This window comes from Amylolactobacillus amylophilus DSM 20533 = JCM 1125 (assembly GCF_001936335.1).
Taxonomy (GTDB): Bacteria; Bacillota; Bacilli; order Lactobacillales; family Lactobacillaceae; genus Amylolactobacillus; species Amylolactobacillus amylophilus.
Window position 1 is genome coordinate 1,440,701 of the sequence record NZ_CP018888.1, and the last position, 13,402, is coordinate 1,454,102.

At 44.8% G+C, this 13,402-nt stretch carries 12 protein-coding genes; 8 read left to right on the top strand and 4 right to left on the bottom strand.

The features are described 5' to 3' along the window. The 5 genes from mnmA to recD2 all read left to right on the top strand — a co-directional run bounded on the left by mnmA (window position 1) and on the right by recD2 (window position 5,904). Window positions 1-1,122, top strand: a complete 1,122-nt coding sequence (gene mnmA, locus LA20533_RS07590; RefSeq protein WP_075362824.1) for a tRNA 2-thiouridine(34) synthase MnmA — start codon at window positions 1-3, stop codon at window positions 1,120-1,122. 148 nt (window positions 1,123-1,270) lie between these two features. After that, window positions 1,271-2,149: a proline iminopeptidase gene (gene pepI / locus LA20533_RS07595; protein WP_056946075.1), complete on the top strand. Its 879-nt coding sequence runs from the start codon at window positions 1,271-1,273 to the stop codon at window positions 2,147-2,149. Window positions 2,150-2,211: 62 nt separating this feature from the next. Further along, the gene (locus tag LA20533_RS07600; protein ID WP_054745214.1) at window positions 2,212-2,877 is read left to right on the top strand and encodes a histidine phosphatase family protein; all 666 of its coding nucleotides are present in this window, start codon (window positions 2,212-2,214) and stop codon (window positions 2,875-2,877) included. Next, entirely contained in the window at window positions 2,877-3,509 is a 633-nt protein-coding gene (locus LA20533_RS07605; RefSeq protein WP_056946076.1) for a tetratricopeptide repeat protein, read from the top strand. Before LA20533_RS07600 ends, LA20533_RS07605 begins: the two co-directional genes overlap by 1 nt. Further along, a complete protein-coding gene (recD2, locus tag LA20533_RS07610; protein WP_056946417.1) occupies window positions 3,502-5,904 on the top strand; it encodes an SF1B family DNA helicase RecD2 in 2,403 nt (800 codons plus the stop codon). The genes LA20533_RS07605 and recD2 overlap by 8 nt, the downstream gene beginning before the upstream one ends. A 36-nt stretch (window positions 5,905-5,940) precedes the next feature. Here recD2 and LA20533_RS07615 read toward each other — a convergent pair whose 3' ends face one another. The 4 genes from LA20533_RS07615 to def form a co-directional block, all read right to left on the bottom strand. After that, window positions 5,941-6,885, bottom strand: a complete 945-nt coding sequence (locus LA20533_RS07615) for a diacylglycerol/lipid kinase family protein (RefSeq protein ID WP_056946077.1) — start codon at window positions 6,883-6,885, stop codon at window positions 5,941-5,943. Between the two features lie 36 nt (window positions 6,886-6,921). Then, complete coding sequence (rnjA, locus tag LA20533_RS07620) at window positions 6,922-8,607, bottom strand: ribonuclease J1 (RefSeq protein WP_056946078.1); 1,686 nt, start codon at window positions 8,605-8,607, stop codon at window positions 6,922-6,924. Next, entirely contained in the window at window positions 8,607-8,828 is a 222-nt protein-coding gene (locus LA20533_RS07625; protein WP_054745207.1) for a DNA-directed RNA polymerase subunit epsilon, read from the bottom strand. Before LA20533_RS07625 ends, rnjA begins: the two co-directional genes overlap by 1 nt. A gap of 130 nt (window positions 8,829-8,958) precedes the next feature. Then, the gene (def, locus tag LA20533_RS07630; protein ID WP_054745205.1) at window positions 8,959-9,513 is read right to left on the bottom strand and encodes a peptide deformylase; all 555 of its coding nucleotides are present in this window, start codon (window positions 9,511-9,513) and stop codon (window positions 8,959-8,961) included. 183 nt (window positions 9,514-9,696) lie between these two features. Between def and pdhA the strand changes: the two genes are divergently transcribed. The 3 genes from pdhA to LA20533_RS07645 are packed head-to-tail and all read left to right on the top strand — an operon-like array spanning window position 9,697 to window position 13,397. Beyond that, a complete protein-coding gene (gene pdhA, locus LA20533_RS07635; protein ID WP_054745203.1) occupies window positions 9,697-10,809 on the top strand; it encodes a pyruvate dehydrogenase (acetyl-transferring) E1 component subunit alpha in 1,113 nt (370 codons plus the stop codon). 2 nt (window positions 10,810-10,811) lie between these two features. Beyond that, on the top strand, window positions 10,812-11,789 hold the full coding sequence (locus LA20533_RS07640) for an alpha-ketoacid dehydrogenase subunit beta (RefSeq protein ID WP_056946079.1): 978 nt from the start codon (window positions 10,812-10,814) through the stop codon (window positions 11,787-11,789). An 18-nt stretch (window positions 11,790-11,807) separates the two neighbouring features. After that, window positions 11,808-13,397, top strand: a complete 1,590-nt coding sequence (locus tag LA20533_RS07645) for a dihydrolipoyllysine-residue acetyltransferase (RefSeq protein WP_056946080.1) — start codon at window positions 11,808-11,810, stop codon at window positions 13,395-13,397. Window positions 13,398-13,402 lie beyond the last annotated feature (5 nt).

Below are 13,402 nucleotides of genomic sequence, written 5' to 3' on the forward strand. Positions count from 1 at the left end.
TTGGATAATAGTAAAACGCGTGTTGTTGTAGGAATGAGTGGTGGGGTTGATTCATCCGTCACCGCTCTACTCCTCAAGCAGCAGGGTTATGATGTTGTCGGCGTCTTCATGAAAAATTGGGACGATACCGACGACCAAGGTTTTTGTACTGCTACAGAAGATTATGAGGATGTAAAGCGTGTTGCTGAAGAAATCGGCGTGCCTTACTACTCAATTAACTTCGAGAAAGAATATTGGGATAGAGTTTTCGAGTACTTCCTCGATGAATACCGTCATGGCAGAACTCCTAACCCTGATGTGATGTGTAATAAAGAGATTAAGTTTAAAGCGTTCCTTGACTTTGCCTTCGATTTGAATGCTGATTACGTTGCGATGGGGCACTATGCCAAGGTTGAGCGTGATGATAATGGCATGGTGCACATGCTACGTGCTGCCGATGGTAACAAGGATCAGACTTATTTCTTGAGCCAATTGAGTCAGCAACAGTTACAAAAGGTGATGTTCCCACTTGCTGATTTAACGAAGCCACAGGTGCGTGAGATTGCCGAGAAGGCCGGTCTAGCAACTGCTAAGAAGAAGGACTCTACTGGTATTTGCTTCATTGGCGAGCGTAACTTCCGCAACTTCCTGAGTGAGTTTCTACCCGCACAGCCTGGCAAGATGGTCACCCCCGCTGGTGTTGAGATGGGTGAGCACGCTGGTTTAATGTACTATACAATTGGTCAGCGGTCAGGCCTTGGAATTGGCGGTACTGGTAACGGTAACGAGCCGTGGTTTGTTGTTGGCAAGGATCTAACGACCAACACACTATACGTTGATCAGGGTTTTGAGAATCCAATGTTGTATGCTACAAGTCTTGATGCATCGCAGTTATCATTCACGACGACCGCGCCACAAGAGGATGTCTTCCATTGCACTGCCAAGTTTAGGTATCGGCAGGCTGATACTGGCGTTACAGTGCATTATAACCGCGAGGACAACACGGCTTGGATCGAGTTCGACGAGCCAGTTCGTGCAATTACACCAGGTCAAGCGGTCGTATTGTATGACGGCGAGGAGTGCCTCGGTGGTGGTACAATCGACGTTGCATACCAGGAGCAGAAACAGTTACAATACGTTTAGGCGTCTAACCAATTAAGGATCAATTTGATCCTTTTTTTCTTGCCGAAAATCCGTGATTAATGCGAAAAATATTGGCGACAGTAGTACAATTAGAGTATTAACTTTTCAATGCAAAGCGGTTTTTGTGTAGATGATTGGGGATTAGATAATGCAAGTTAAAGAAGGTTACATGCCGTTTCGGGAGTTCAAGACGTATTACAGGATAGTTGGCGAAAGAAGACCAGGTAAAGCACCACTACTGCTTTTACACGGTGGACCAGGATCCTCGCACAATTATTTTGAATTACTCGATGATTATGCCGCTACGGGCCGTCAATTGATTATGTATGACCAGGTTGGATGTGGCAAATCCTCTTTGCCAGAAGATCCTGCTGTCTACGTCAAGGAGACATGGGCTGAGGAGCTGAGTGCGATTCGCAGCTACCTCGAGCTTGATGAGGTTCACTTGGCGGGGCAATCATGGGGTGGCATGCTGCTGATGTATTACCTGACCCACGTTTCTCAAAAAGGGATTAAGAGTGCGATGATTAATAGTTCACCAGCCTCAATCAAGCTGTGGACCAAAGAGCAGCATAGGCTGATTTCTTACATGAGTTATGAGGACCAACAAGCAATCGCTGAGGCTGAACGAACGGGCAACTTCTCTGGCTACAAGTATCACGCTGCTAATGAACGTTATATGGATAAATATTGTTGGGAGCAGCCAAACGCGCAGTCCCCAGAACCTCTGAGGAGACCAACGAATGGTGCACGTGCCAGTCTGATTGCCGAGGGGCCAAACGAGTTCACCGAGAACGGCACGATTAGTGACTTTGAATTAACGGATGAGCTCTACAAGATTCAGGTACCAACGCTCGTGACGAGCGGGACCGATGACTTGTGTACACCACTGATTGCAAAATCCGTTTACGATCATATTCCAAACGCAAAGTGGCACCTCTTTGCCGATAGTCGGCATTTGGCTTTACTTGATCAACCACAGGAATTTCGATCAGTACTCGATACCTGGTTAGGACAGAATGATTAAGCAACTGTGTTTTTTCAATCTGTAGTAATAAAAAAATAAGTAATTTTGAGGTAGTTTGATTCATGCAATTGTATTTTGTGCGGCACGGTAAAACCAAATGGAATTTAGAGGGGAGATATCAAGGTAGTAACGGTAACTCACCGCTCTTACCGGAATCCTACGAGGATATCGCTCGCCTGGCGACTTATCTGAAGAGTACGGACACGCATTTTAGAGCCTTTTATACCAGTCCCTTACAACGGGCCAGTGATACCGTCATCAGCCTACGTCAGGCTCTGGGTGCGACGGCTCCCATCATCACGGATAACCGGTTGAAGGAGTTCAACCTTGGGAAACTTGAGGGTATGAGTTTCACCGATGCCGAACGCAAATTTCCCGTGCAAATAAAGGCCTTTAGGTATCACCCGGACCGTTATGATCCGAGTGCTTTTGGTGGTGAGAAGTTTACCAGCTTAATCGCACGCGGCAAAAGCCTCGTGACGGAGATTGCGAAGCGGTATCAGGCGGAGGATGATAAAGTATTAATAGTTAGTCACGGTGCGGCCCTTGTTGCAATCATTCAAAGCCTAGCCGGCACTGATTTGGCTGACCTGCGCAGTCGGGGCGGCTTAGTTAATACCAGTCTGAGTATTTTAGAGACGAAGGATCAGGGGCAGACTTTTCAAGAAATTAGCTGGAATCAGACTGATTTTCTGCATAAGAAATTAGGAGTAACGGACATTATTTGATGGTTAATAAACAAGCGAAGCACGAACAAAATCAAGAGAGAATTCGGCAGCTAGTGAAGGATATCGAGCAGCAGCCAAACGATACCACAAGCTACCTTGAGTTATCCGCTCTTTTACTTGAGCAGAAAGCTTTTACTGAAGCAATTGAATTGTTACAAAAGGCCCATGCCTTGGTGGCAAAACCGGAGTTATTGGACTTTAATTTGGCCGTGGCCTATTACTATGATGGCCAATATGACGCGGCACTAAATCTACTGGCACAACTACCGGTAGAAGATACGGTCCTGTATCAGCAGGCTTTGATTTTCTTCAAGCAAGGAAACATTAAGAAGGCACTGGCGTTTGTGTTAACAATTAAGAAGATGACAGATGAGAGTCAGGAGCTCCTGGGGGATATTTGGCTGGCACTGGGTGCTACGAAGCAAGCTAAGGAAGCATTAATGCAGATTCCGGTAGCAGCTAGATCCGCCAAGGTCTGGTTCATGTTAGGAGTGACTAGTTCGACCAACTCCAAGGATTCGGCCGAGGGTTACTTCGCCAAATCCAGAGAGCTCGATTCTGAGTATTTTACAACCGCAATGAAACAATATGAGGGTGTTCTCGCTTTGGTTAGGGAAAAGAATGATGATTAAATTTCAAGGCCGCGTTGATGCGGTTATTTTTGAAAACAGTAAAAACTTCTTCAAAATTTTGAGTGTCAGTCTGGAGACCAAGATTACCGATTGGGTTGCCGAAACAATCACGGTAACCGGAAATTTCGGTGCAATTGAGCTTGACAGCTTGTATGAATTTAGTGGTCAACTAGTGCAGCATGAGCGGTTCGGCGAGCAATTTAAATGTGACGAGTATCATGAAGTGCTCCCACACGAAACCGCGGGACTAGTAAAATATTTAAGTGGCGATAGTTTTGTCGGTATCGGGGTCAAAACGGCCGAGACGATTATCGCCAGTCTGGGCGATGACGTCATTAACAAGATCAAGGCCAATCCAGCTGTAGTAGATAGCCTAGATATTTCGAAGCGGCAAAAAGAGACGCTGCGCACAGAAATTACTTCAATGGATACATTCTCAGACAGCCTGTTATCGCTCACCCAAATTGGTTTGTCAAAGCGCATGGCCACGCAAATCTACCAGAAATACCAGGGGGATGCTGTACAGAAATTTCGCCAGAATCCTTACCTCTTCATCAGTAAACTCCAGGGATTTGGTTTCAAGACTGCTGACAATGTTGGCCATAATCTCGGCTTTAGTGTCGACTCGGCGGAACGGATTCAGGGAGCACTGTTGCAGATTCTCCAGGATGCGTTGAATGCGGATGGTAATTCGTTTGTTTCGAACAAACTTCTTCTGGAAGCAGCGATGAAGCTCTTGAATTCAGGTAAATCGACTTTACTAACGTATGATCAGATTGCCATCGAACTAAATCATCTGGCAGAACAGGAAATTGTGGTTATTGAAGGCGAGCAGACCTTCTTGAAGCAAATCTTTGAGACGGAATGGGCTATTGCTCAACAAATTGCTATGTTACAAAAACGTGAGTTAGCAGAAAAGCATTATTCTGACACCGAGATTGCGGATGTGATTAAACAGGTAGAGCGCAAGCTGAAGATTAGTTACGACGAGACCCAAAAGAGTGCGATTAAGCAGGCCTTAGCTAACCCAATCTTCTTACTTACTGGGGGACCGGGAACGGGGAAGACAACTATTATCGCCGGTATTTTGTTGGCGTTTAGAATTCTTGAGCAGGTACCAGAACAGGATCTATTCAGTGCGGACACACCGTTTTTGTTAGCTGCACCAACGGGCCGAGCTGCCAAAAGAATGACAGAGACCACGGGGATTGAGGCCAAAACCATTCATCGTTTGTTGGGACTGGGCCACGAGAATACATATCTGGCTGATGACCTGAACGAAATCAACGGTAAAGTACTGATTGTTGACGAGATGTCTATGGTGGACATGTACCTGTTTAAATTGCTCCTGTCGGCCATCAATGAGACGCCACACATCATCTTCGTGGGCGATAAGGATCAGTTACCTTCGGTTGGTCCGGGTAACATCTTCTCCGATTTAATTAAGTCGAATATTCTGCCCACCGTTGCTCTAAGCCACGTTCATCGGCAAGATGATGATTCCAGCATCATAGACTTAGCGCACGAGGTTAATACGGGTTTAGCGACACATATTTTTAGCAAAACCATCAATTCCTCGTTCATTGCAAGCAGACCAGATCAGATTGACTCTGTGATTCCTCAAATCGTCGCGCTGGCACTGAAGCGCGGTTTCCATAAGGATGATATTCAGATTCTTGGTTCAATGTATAAGAGTGACAGTGGTATTGACCACCTTAATCGGGTATTACAAAATCAGCTTAATCCGCGTACCGCTGAACACCAGAAATTTATCGAACGAGATGGCCAAGAATTTAGAATCGGCGATCGTGTTCTTCAACTAGCCAATAACCCAGAAAAGGACATTTATAATGGGCAAATTGGGCAGATTATTAGTATTAATTATCAAGATACGAGCAAGTACGTTGTCGTCAATTTCGACGGGAACGAGGTTAACCTGAGTAAACTTGATTTGAACGATTTAACCCTTGCGTATGCGATTACCATTCATAAGGCGCAGGGGAGTGAGTTTCCTTTGGTGATTCTGAGCCTGACGATGCAGAATTACCGCATGCTACGGCGTAATCTCTTGTATACAGCGATTACGCGGGCCAGAGATTCACTAGTGATGGTGGGCGACAAACGGGCTTACGAGCAGGCGATTGCAACGCCGGGTAACGAGCGTGACACTGCGCTCGTGGAACGAATACGTACTTTATTAGGTACCGCGACGAAATCCGAACAACAAAATTCAAATATTACGGTCAATTCAGGGTCTGACACTCTTGAGCTGCGTGACCCACCGGCAGAAGAACAAACCACCAGCTATTTTTTAACCAAACAACTAATTATCGAAAACGCCATTGATCCAATGATTGGGATGGCTGAAACCAAATTAAAAGCAGAAAAAAATTAATTTTTCTGCTTTTTGTGTGTCATTTAATAATTTATGTTAGTGCAGTAAGTTGAAACTATCGACCGAGAATTCTAGTTCGAATGCTCTGCTGCCGAGTTCCTCGCCATCCATCTGGCCAAATTGCAGTGACTTTGAATTAACGATGATCTTATCAGCCTCGAAGACGTGAAAGTACTCGCTGTTGACGTGTTCACCGTTTTTCATCATCAAATAGAAGAGGTAGATAAATTTCGGAAGCGAAGGCTTCTCGACCACGACCGTCGCTAGCTGCTTGTTAAAAGCGTTTGCTTGCGGGTAGAGGGGGATTCCGCCGCCAAAATAAGGGTGGTTCGTTGTTGTAACAAGATAGGCGTTAAAGAAGGATTTCTGTCGTATGGCGGTCCGGACGGTTACCTCAAACGTACTCTGGGACATTAGTGTCCTGATAACGTTGATACCGTAGGAAAATTTGCCTAAGTAAATCTTATTGAGCCACTTGCGCAGGACTGAGTTATTCGTAAGCGAGACCACTTGGGCATCGAAACCGATACCCAGATTATTGATGAAATAATGGCTCTCGTTATGGTTTAAATCACGGTAGAAGCCGAGGTCGGTCTTCGTAACTGTGGGGGAGTCCAAAATCTTGTCAAGTGCCCGCTCGAGGTCTACTTCAAGGGGAATAGCCCGGGCAAAATCGTTTCCTGTGCCTGAAGGCAGAAATGCGATGGGCGTTTCCTGATAATGGGACTGTTTAATACCGTTCACTGCTTGGTTAAATGTCCCGTCGCCACCGATAACGACAATTAATTCGTGTGGATTATTCTGGACCTGGTTCGCCTTAATCCGCGCGAGATTAATCATGTTGCCAGCAAACTCGGAGGTGGTCACGTCGAAATCGATTTTTTTTGCTGTGAGGTAATGCTCGATTGTCTCAAAGTTGTTATTTGCAATGCCTGATCCCGCCGTCGGGTTGAGTAAAATGTGCACGGTTTTCTGAGTCATAGTTTTCCTTTAAAAATAAAAAACCCGCTAGGGTTTTTACTTTTTCATAATTATCATTGGTAGAATCATCGGTCTACGTTCTGTTTTATCAAAAAGAAATTCTTGTAAGCTGTCAACAATTCCTTGCCGTAAATCTGCTTCCTGGAGATTGTCATTATTTTCCATTAGTGTTCTTAAAACATGGTAAATGCGCTTCTGGGCGCTGTTAATTAATTCTCCAGATTCGCGCATATAGACGAAGCCGCGGCTCAAGATATCTGGGCCGGCTAGGACACGCTTCTTCACGGGATCGATCGTGGCGACCACAACAACTAATCCTTCCTCTGAAAGAATCTTCCGGTCGCGAATGACGACGTTGCCGATATCACCGATACCAGAGCCATCGACGTAGACATCTTCAGCAGGTACATGTCCAGCACGATGGGCCTCATCCTTACCGAGTGCGAGGACATCACCGTTATTCATGATGAAAATGTTGTTGGGATCGACGCCACACTGAATGGCTAGTTCAGTATGAATCTTCTGCATCCGATATTCACCATGCACGGGGATAAAGTACTTCGGTTGAATCAAGCGTAGCATTAACTTTTGTTCCTCTTGACCACCATGACCGGATGTGTGAATGTTATTGACTTTACCATGAATGACTTCTGCGCCAGCTTCGTAGAGCTGATTAATTAAGTGATTAACGCTAATCGTGTTACCCGGAATCGGGTTACTTGAGAAGATTACTGTATCGCCAGGTTGAATGGTAATTTGTCTGTGCGTACCATTCGCAATTCTGCTGAGCGCCGCCATTGGTTCACCTTGAGAACCAGTACAGATAATCATGGCCTCATTGGCCGGAATCTTGTTGATATCGCGAGAATCAATCAGCGTACCTTCAGGAATGTTCAGGTAACCGAGTTCCTGGCCATTTACGACGGCGTTCTCCATACTACGTCCAAAAACGGCAATTTTACGATTATTGGCTACCGCCGCTTCCACAGCTTGGGAAACCCGGTAGAGGTTTGAAGCGAAGGTTGCGAAAATAATCCTTCCTTCGATTCCTTCGACAATTTTTTGGATAGACTTGCCGACAAAACGTTCACTCTTGGTGAATTCTGGAATCTCAGCATTTGTACTATCAGACATCAAGGCAAGAACACCCTCAGAGCCCAACTTTGCCATCTTCTGCAAATTGGGTGCTGGCTGGTTACCAACTGGGGTGAGGTCAAACTTGAAGTCGCCGGTTTCGACGATTACACCCTGTGGTGTATGAACGGCGATTCCCAGGGTATCTGGGATGGAGTGGGTGGTTCTGAAGAAGTCAATAGTAATCTTTGGAAACTTCAGGACTGTGTCTTCGTGTATTTCGTGTAATTGAGTGGTCTTTAGTAAGCCGTGTTCTTCTAACTTACCGCGGATTAGCGCGAGGGCTAATGGTCCGGCAAATACGGGAACAGTAGGAATTTGAGCCAGGAAGTATGGGATTCCGCCAATATGGTCCTCGTGACCGTGCGTAATGACTAGTGCTTTAATCTTATCTTTGTTTTCAACTAGGTAAGAATAATCAGAAATGACGTAGTCAATTCCTAGAAGATCATCTTCTGGAAATTTGATACCTGCATCAATGACGATTATTTCATCTTGAAATTGGACCACGTACATGTTTTTACCAATTTCACCTAATCCCCCTATAGCAAAGATTGCAGTCTCGTTGTTTTTTACTTTAAGTTTCATTATTTAGTGCCAAACTTAGTTAGTTTGAAATCAGGTGATTCTTGCTCATAGGCAAGTGAGTTACCTGTTAGTTCTTGGATGAGTTCAATATTATAGGGTGTATTTTCCTCAACCAAACCACGAGCGATTACTGAAGAGTCAGCTTCTATATAGAGTGACTTAGTGTCTTCGCGCTTGGGGTTTGCAATTTTATCATTTTGGTAGAAAACTTTATAAATCAAAATTTGTACTCCTTTATTTTTCTATTATTTAGTCTGTTTTGGGCTGGCCCAATAGCTAAAAAAATACTACCACAATTGGGCTCCATTGTACACGAATATGAAAAAAGACCAGCATGCTGGTCTTTGTTATCTATGACAAGATGATGGTGTTCTTAGGCAATGAAAATGGTTCTGTTTGATTGATGTGGTCGTAGAAGAGATGACCGTTTAAATGATCAATCTCATGTTGAATCACGATTGCGGGATAATCTTTCAACTTCAATTCTTTTTCTTCCCCATCAAGATTCTGGTAGCGCACCGTTACTTTGTCGGCGCGGGGAACGTATCCGGGAATGTCACGATCAACACTGAGGCACCCCTCACCTTCAGCAAGCGCTGCTTGGCGGACAGAACTTCTCGTGATCTTCGGGTTAACAATCACTTCTTGTAACAGAATCTCGTCATCTTCTCCCGGCACAAGAAGGGCAGCCATTTGAATGGACTGACCAACTTGGGGTGCTGCAAGGCCAACGCCTGCACGTAGTTGGTGCTTTTCAGCAATTTTTGGATCTTGGGAATTTACTAAGAATTCCATCATGTCGTGAGCTAATTGTTTAGTCTCGTCGTTTAATGGGAAATCAAGCTGTTGGGCTGTTGCACGAAGAACAGGATCTCCATCACGTACAATATCTTTCATTAATATCACAATTGTCACTCCTAAAAAAATATTTTCATATCTATAATACCAGATTGAAACCTTAATGAAAACGCGAAATATCACGAATTTTTATCAGGAAAACGCTTGCACAACTTATCTAAGTTTGATAGATTGAGAGTGTAAAATAAAGTCATCAAAAAAGATTGGTGAACTGGAAAAGGGGTTACATAAATGGCAAAATCAAGTACTAGTTTTGTTGATTTCGAGGCTTTAGTCAAGGACGAAGCTCAAGATTTTCCAATGAGACAGATTTTGAATGAACAAGGCAAGTTAGTTGATCCAACGGTTAAATCTGATTTAACTGACGACCAACTAGTTGAACTGATGAAGAAGATGGTTTGGACACGTGTTCTCGATGAACGTTCAACAGCCTTGAATAGACAGGGACGTCTTGGTTTCTATGCGCCAACAGCTGGACAAGAAGCTTCTCAAGTTGCCAGCGTCTACGCAATGGACAAGAAGGACTTCTTGTTACCACGGTATCGTGATGTACCTGAGTTAATTCATCACGGCTTACCTTTACACAAAGCATTCCTCTGGTCACGTGGCCATGAAGAGGGAAATAACTATCCCGAAGACTTCGCAGCAATTCCACCACAAATTATCATCGGTGCGCAAATTGTCGAGGCTGCGGGTGTCGCATTAGGAATCAAGAAGAACGGTGAAGATACTGTGGCATTCTCATATATTGGTGAGGGTGGCTCTTCACAGGGTGACTTCTACGAAGGAATTAACTTTGCTGGACACTTCAAGGCACCTGCTATCTTCGTAGTTGAGAATAACGGCTTTGCTATCTCAGTACCAAGAAAAGGTCAAACTGCGGCAGAAACCATCGCTCAAAAGGCTGTGGCCGCTGGTATCCCAGGTGTGCAAGTTGATGGGATGGATGCATTAGCAGTTTATCAGGTAATGAAGGAAGCGCGCGAATATGCAGCAGCTGGTAATGGACCAGTGCTGATCGAGACGATGACATTCCGTTATGGCCCACACACACTTTCTGGTGATGATCCAAAACGTTACAGAACTAAAGAAGAAGAGGATCTTTGGCACTCACGTGATCCACTCGATAGAATGCGTATCTACCTCGGCGAAAAAGGATTGTGGAACGAGCAAGTAGAAAACGAAGTAGTCGAAGGTGCAAAAGAGGAGATTAAGAAAGCAATCGAAGACGCTGATGCTATTGAAAAGCAAAAGGTCTCAGGTTTCTTACGCAATACTTTTGAAGTAGCACCACAAAATATTCAAGAACAAATCGCCGAGTTTGAAAGAAAGGAGAACAACTAATCATGGCTAACATGACAATGATTCAAGCAATTAACAATGCCCTTGATCTCGAACTAGGCGCAGATGAAAAAGTTTTAATTTTCGGTGAAGACGTAGGTAAGAATGGCGGTGTCTTCCGGGCAACGGAAGATTTGCAGAAGAAACACGGTGAGGACCGTGTATTCGATACGCCATTAGCAGAATCAGGCATCGGTGGTCTTTCAATTGGTTTGGCTTTAAAGGGCTATCGTCCGGTTCCAGAAATCCAATTCTTTGGCTTCTTATTTGAAGTGATGGACTCAATTGCCGGTCAAATGTCCCGTATACGTTTAAGAATGAACGGCACAAGACAAATGCCAATTACTATTCGCTCACCATTCGGTGGTGGTGTGCATACACCAGAACTGCACTCAGACTCCTTGGAGGGTCTAGTAGCACAGACACCTGGCTTGCGAGTAGTTATTCCTAGCAATCCGTACGATGCAAAGGGACTTTTGATCTCGTCGATTCGTTCAAATGATCCTGTTATCTACCTTGAGCACATGAAACTATACCGCTCGTTCCGTGAAGAAGTCCCAGAAGAAATTTACGAACTTCCTCTAGACCAAGCTAATGTTGCTAAAGAGGGAACGGACCTCACTATCGTGTCGTATGGTGCAGGGGTTCGTGACAGTTTGAAGGCAGCAGAAGCATTGGCTGCCGATAATATCAATGCAGAAGTGATTGATCTTCGCACAATTGCGCCACTTGATGTAGATACGATTGTCAAATCCGTTGAAAAAACAGGTCGCTTACTTGTTGTGCAAGAGGCACAGAGACAAGCTGGTGTTGGTAATCAAGTAGTGTCTGAAGTTTCTCAACGTGCAGTTCTTTCACTAGAAGCACCAATTGGACTAGTTGCCGCACCTGATACTCCATATCCGTTCAGTTCTGCTGAGGAAGACTGGTTACCAAATCCGGATGACATCATAGCAAAAGCAAAAGAAATCGCAAATTTCTAGTAAGGGGTAAATTAGATCATGGCAAAGATATTTAAATTACCAGAACTTGGTGAAGGGATTGCTGAAGGCGAGATTGTCAAATGGCACGTTGCCGTCGGTGATAGTATCAAGGAAGATGAAACACTGGTAGAAATCCAAAATGATAAATCTGTAGAAGAAATACCTTCTCCTTACAGTGGTAAAGTAACCGCAATTCTCGCTAACGAGGGTGATACAGTCACTGTTGGCCAAGACATGGTTGAGTTTGATGGTGACGGCGCCGGCGCAAGTAGTGCCGCACCTGCTGAGACAACAGAGCCCGCACAAGCAAGCGCACCTGCTGGCGGGGCAAACTACGAATTCAAACTTCCAGAGCTAGGTGAAGGAATCGCCGAAGGCGAAATTGTTAAGTGGCACGTTGCCGTAGGCGATACTATCAAGGAAGACGAGACTCTGGTAGAAATTCAGAACGACAAGTCTGTCGAGGAAATTCCATCACCAGTAACTGGAAAAATCGTGGAAATTGTGGCTAATGAGGGTGACACAGTCACTGTTGGTCAACCATTGATTCAATTGAGCGTGCAGGGAGACGTGCCTGCTGAAGCTGCTCCAACCGCAAGTGCTAACGCAGCACCAACAGCACCAACAACAGCTGAAACACCTGCAACGGGCACTCCAGCTGCGCAATCAGGGGCAAAGGTATTGGCAATGCCTTCCGTAAGAAAGTATGCGAAAGAACAAGGCGTGGACATCACTCAAGTTACGCCAAGTGGTAAGAACGGTCATGTAGTTAATGCAGACATTGATGGCTTCAAGTCAAATGGTGGAGCAGTTGTTGTTCCTGCTGCGGCTGCACCACAAAGCGCACCGGTTGCTGCGAGCGCACCTGTAGCTGCACCTAAACCAACAAGTATCCCCCAATCTGACGAAGATACACGTGAGAAGATGAGCCCAACTCGTCGCGCAATTGCAAAGGCAATGACCACAAGTAAACATACAGCTCCACATGTAACGCTATTTGATGATGTAGAAGTTTCGAAGTTGATGGCGCACAGGAAGCACTTCAAACAGGTTGCTGCTGATCGCGGTATTAAGCTGACATTCTTGGCATACGTAGTTAAGGCGCTGACGATTGTTGCCAAGGAATTCCCAACTTTGAACGCTTCAATAGATGATTCAACACAAGAAGTTGTATATCACAATAGTTACAACATCGGAATTGCAACAGATACGCCACATGGACTATATGTACCTAACATTAAGCATGCCGACGCAAAGAGTCTGTTCACAATTGCAACAGAAATCTCCGAAAACGCAGCATTAGCTCAAGATAATAAACTTTCTGCTGACAGCATGCGTAATGGCACAATTACAATTAGTAATATTGGCTCCATCGGTGGTGGTTGGTTTACTCCGGTTATCAACTATCCTGAAGTGGCAATTCTTGGCTTCGGTAAGATTGCGACAGAACCAACTGTCAATGCTGACGGCGAAGTGGTAGCAGGCAAAGTATTAAAGCTCTCACTATCGTTTGATCACCGTCTGATTGATGGTGGTACAGCACAACGTGCAATGAATAGATTAAAGGAACTGCTTGCAGATCCTGAATTATTATTGATGGAAGGTTAATTAGA